Genomic DNA, 3,275 nt, shown 5'->3' with positions numbered 1-3,275 from the left:
TTACCTATCCATTCACCATTTTTTTCTGGATAATATCTAATTTTCAACCAACCGTTTTTTTCTTCAATTATCTCTATAGGGTCGTTTTTGATTAGATACATTTTGCTAGGTACACTTGGTTCTTTGTATAAAAAAGTTTTAATAGTTTTAATCATAGCATACCTGATTTTTAAGAATGCCTCTACTTTGATTTTTTCTGTACTATTACGACAAAGAGCTTGCACTATAGGATTAGGTAAATGATGTATTTGTTGATGATATTCATTTTCTCTTCCATTAAAATTAAAGGTGAAATAATTGGGTTTACCTTTTTCAGGCGGACTAAATTCTTCCTCTCCAGCTATACCATTGTACATAGCCAAACAACTAGGACTGGCTTCTTCAAAGTATTTGATACTATCATTGGGAGCTTTTGGATTGGGTGAAAAAAAATACAATCGTGTACCAACTTCAACTAAATCTGATAACTTTTGAATTTCTTTGTTTTGAGGAGCAAAGCCGATATATCTTTCTCGACTGTATATTTCTTGACTTTCTTTCCAATATGTTACTCGTAAAATATTCATTTTTTTAATTATTTTTAGTGAAAAAAACGAAGTATCATTACTCCATTCAGGAGGAATAAAAAGCCATACACCTTCAAAATCTTTGAGATTTGAGGAGACTTGACTACTTTGTCCCAGAGAAATTTTTGCTAAGAAAAGCAAACACATCATTAGTTTATTTGAGAATTTCATATGCTCTGTTTGTGTATAAAGTTCTATTGTCAATTCCTATCTGCATACCATTTACCGCTTCGGTTACATCTTCAATTGCCTTTTTATTCACTATTTTTGCCTTTTCATTTGTATTTCCTGCCTTCCAGAAAGTTAGTGATATAAGCATTGAGAAATCTAAATCATTGGCAATTTCATCTAGATTTTTGTCACATTCTGTGCTTCTACACATAAAATCTTTTGTGCCTGCCCCATGTACCTGATTCCACTTATTTTGTACCATTGTTTGGTAGTTGGCTTGCCCTGTGATTTGTATGAAACCTCTTCCTCGAAAACGATTCCCATCACCAGTTTCTATACCACCATTATTTAACTGACAAGCGTATACCACGCTAAAAAAATTAGGGCCTCGAGGTAATTCATCTACCATGATACTCTTTACAGTTTTACTCATTCCTTGCATAAATGTTGTAGTTGCATAATTACCGCTGTAGCTACCCTCAGGAACTACTATATCTTCAAGCCTGTTCCATCGGAGGAATATCCTTCAAAAAGTGAGCAATATTTTAGCACCTTTTTCCCATTATGTGTTCTAAGCGTCCTTGTTTTATCGGCTGTTAAAATTCTTGAAGCGGAATATGACTTTTCATCCAATGTTTTTAATTGTGTTTCAGCTCCTATCTGCCCAATAAAATGGCTCATTTTTTCGGCATTATCAATCCCATATTCATCGCTGTACTTATTGATAATACTTGCTACTTCGTCGCATCTCTCTTGTGAAGTTCCCGAAAATATCTCATGTAACTGTGCTCCAGTAATAGGGGAAGTAGCTTGATGCTCTTGAACTTTACTACCCAAATACTTCCAAACGGCATCGATTTAAACATCTTTATTTTCAGTATCTTGGATATCAAATAAGAAAGCCCTCAACTTTTATTAAAAATTGAGGGCTTTCTTATTTGAAAAATTATATTCCTTTACTCCACATCACTCTTTTTTATCCAGCCTTCTATCTTTTTCTTCCCGAAATAGTATATTTTAAGATAATCCCCCTTTTCTTTTATAATTTTAACCTCATCTCCTTTAATTAGATACATTTTGGTTTTAACGTCAGGGGTACTAAATATAGAAGCTTGATTAACTTTAATTTTTTCATAGTAGGCTGGGTCGGGCACTTCTTCTAAGAATTTTTGGAAGAGGTTGATAAAGTCAACATCACTTAATCTAACCCTTTGATTTTGGAGATAGTCCTGTATATCAATTAGTTTTAGGCTTTCTATCGCTTTTCCTTTTTCATAAAAACCTCGATAAACTTCAGTCTTATAGAGATACCAATTATTTTGAGTTTTATCAAATATAAAATAACAGTAATATCTATTCCAGTCTTGCCCAGAACCTTCATTGACAACTACAAATTTTTCTAAATCAATCTGCTTAATCGAGGTGTAAGTATAGAATAATAGTGTTGTATTTTTGCATTTATATTTAAATCTTTCATACCCATCATTTAAATAAATTGCTAATTGTTGCGATGATTCATTTTGGGGAATAACTGCTCCAAAATTATTACAAACAAATTTTAGGATAATATCTTTTTTATTATCAAAATTTAAGTCAATATAAGTTGTATCATAAATTTGACCTTGTGATAAATCAAACGGTATCTTATCAAATATTAGTTTGTTACTACGTTGCCCTTGGCAATTAGCTGACAAAAACAATAATGTAATAATTAGATATATTTTCATGCTATTCATATTATGTTTAATTACAAGGGAATAATTGTTTTAAACGTTCAAATTCTAATTTTCTTCGAGCCCATCCATTAGGTTCACAACTGTAGCATGGTTCTTCTTGATCATTATGTGCACAATTAGAGGTTATAGAGCCACAATTTGTAACTTTAGCAATTTTAAGCATATTGTCTTCTGTTAATTCTCTCGAATATCGTTTACAATTGTTTGTATCCCAAAACCAAAATGCAGAAAGCACGCTATATTTTGGTTCAGCTAACGTTGATGGATTATTGATGAAATCAACATTTTCTCCTAATGATTTACAGTAGTCTTCGAAATTTCTATAGTTTCTAGATCCTGTTAACTGAAACATTCCACGACCTCTATACTTTGATGTACTACTTGCCCATCCGCTTCTCCCTTCTTCTAATAATTCTAAATTATTAGTTTCTTCTGCAATTTGAGTAAAAAACATAATTCTTTCCTGACATGAATTCATATTAAAGTCCACAAGATATTTGTTTAAGAAAGGCAAAAGTTCTATAATATTATTATCGGATACTTGTGGAAATATTTTTTTCAGGAGTACTTCGTCCAATTCGCCTGTAAATGAAATATTTTTGGTTCCTTCTCCATTCAAATACTTCCAAACAGCGTCTATTTTAGCATCTTTAGCTTCAGTGTCTTGGATGTCTATTTTAAATTTGTTGATAGAATTACTAATATCAAACTCTACTCCCATTGTCGTTTTCTTTTTGCTTGGGAGTAATACCTCAAAGCTTGGGCTTTCTTGAGTATGGATATATACTTTGTCGATACAGAC

Annotated in this window: 5 protein-coding genes; all 5 read right to left on the bottom strand. The window is 32.0% G+C overall.

Annotated features, from left to right (window positions below; translation table 11 throughout):
* Positions 1–770 (bottom strand): hypothetical protein (locus GVN22_RS26930; protein WP_205691054.1); only part of this gene is annotated, 770 nt, incomplete at its 3' end.
* Positions 721–1,170 carry a hypothetical protein gene (locus GVN22_RS26925; protein ID WP_166554101.1) on the bottom strand — a complete coding sequence of 150 codons (450 nt, stop codon included), beginning with the start codon at positions 1,168–1,170 and terminating at the stop codon, positions 721–723. The genes GVN22_RS26925 and GVN22_RS26930, both read right to left, overlap by 50 nt.
* Before the next feature lie 56 nt (positions 1,171–1,226).
* Positions 1,227–1,574, bottom strand: coding sequence for a hypothetical protein (locus GVN22_RS26920; RefSeq protein WP_166554100.1), 348 nt, complete (start codon positions 1,572–1,574; stop codon positions 1,227–1,229).
* 119 nt (positions 1,575–1,693) lie between these two features.
* Complete coding sequence (locus GVN22_RS26915) at positions 1,694–2,464, bottom strand: hypothetical protein (RefSeq protein WP_166554099.1); 771 nt, start codon at positions 2,462–2,464, stop codon at positions 1,694–1,696.
* 16 nt (positions 2,465–2,480) lie between these two features.
* Positions 2,481–3,275: glycoside hydrolase family 19 protein (locus GVN22_RS26910; RefSeq protein WP_370520490.1), on the bottom strand; the 795-nt coding region annotated here is incomplete at its 5' end.

The organism is Cellulophaga sp. BC115SP (genome assembly GCF_009905545.1).
Lineage (GTDB): Bacteria > Bacteroidota > Bacteroidia > Cytophagales > Spirosomataceae > Flectobacillus > Flectobacillus rivi.
This window is presented reverse-complemented; position numbering and strand designations above follow the sequence as displayed.

Coding starts and splice junctions, on each gene's coding strand:
- GVN22_RS26915 (WP_166554099.1), bottom strand. CDS start 2,464: ATGAAAATATATCTAATTATTACATTATTGTTTTTGTCAGCTAATTGC.
- GVN22_RS26925 (WP_166554101.1), bottom strand. CDS start 1,170: ATGAGTAAAACTGTAAAGAGTATCATGGTAGATGAATTACCTCGAGGC.